Origin of the sequence: Mesorhizobium sp. M1A.T.Ca.IN.004.03.1.1, assembly GCF_003997555.1 — a bacterium.
Classification (GTDB): domain Bacteria; phylum Pseudomonadota; class Alphaproteobacteria; order Rhizobiales; family Rhizobiaceae; genus Mesorhizobium.
Map to the genome: position 1 here is coordinate 1 of NZ_RZTV01001022.1, position 239 is coordinate 239.

A 239-nucleotide genomic window follows, 5' to 3' on the forward strand; every position below is an offset into this window, starting at 1 on the left:
CTTTTGGGCCGCGGCGCGGGCCGGACTCGTGCTGCTTGAAGAGGGGTCATCTTACCGCTTCCTGCATGCTCGTGTTCAGGAGGCCGCGTATGGGCTGATCCCTGAAGATGAGCGTGCGGCAGCACATCTTTCCATTGGCCGCCTCCTGCTGAAGCATAGACCGCCGCAGGCACTCGAGGAGAATATTTTCGAGATTGTCGGCCAACTCAACTGCGGCGGCGCGCTCATCGCGCCCGGTG

The 239-nt window shown here is 62.3% G+C and carries 1 protein-coding gene; it reads left to right on the top strand.

The genetic code is table 11. The annotated features are described in order from the left end of the window. The coding region (locus tag EOD29_RS34775) for a hypothetical protein (RefSeq protein ID WP_164764089.1) at nt 1–239 on the top strand (239 nt) is incomplete at both ends.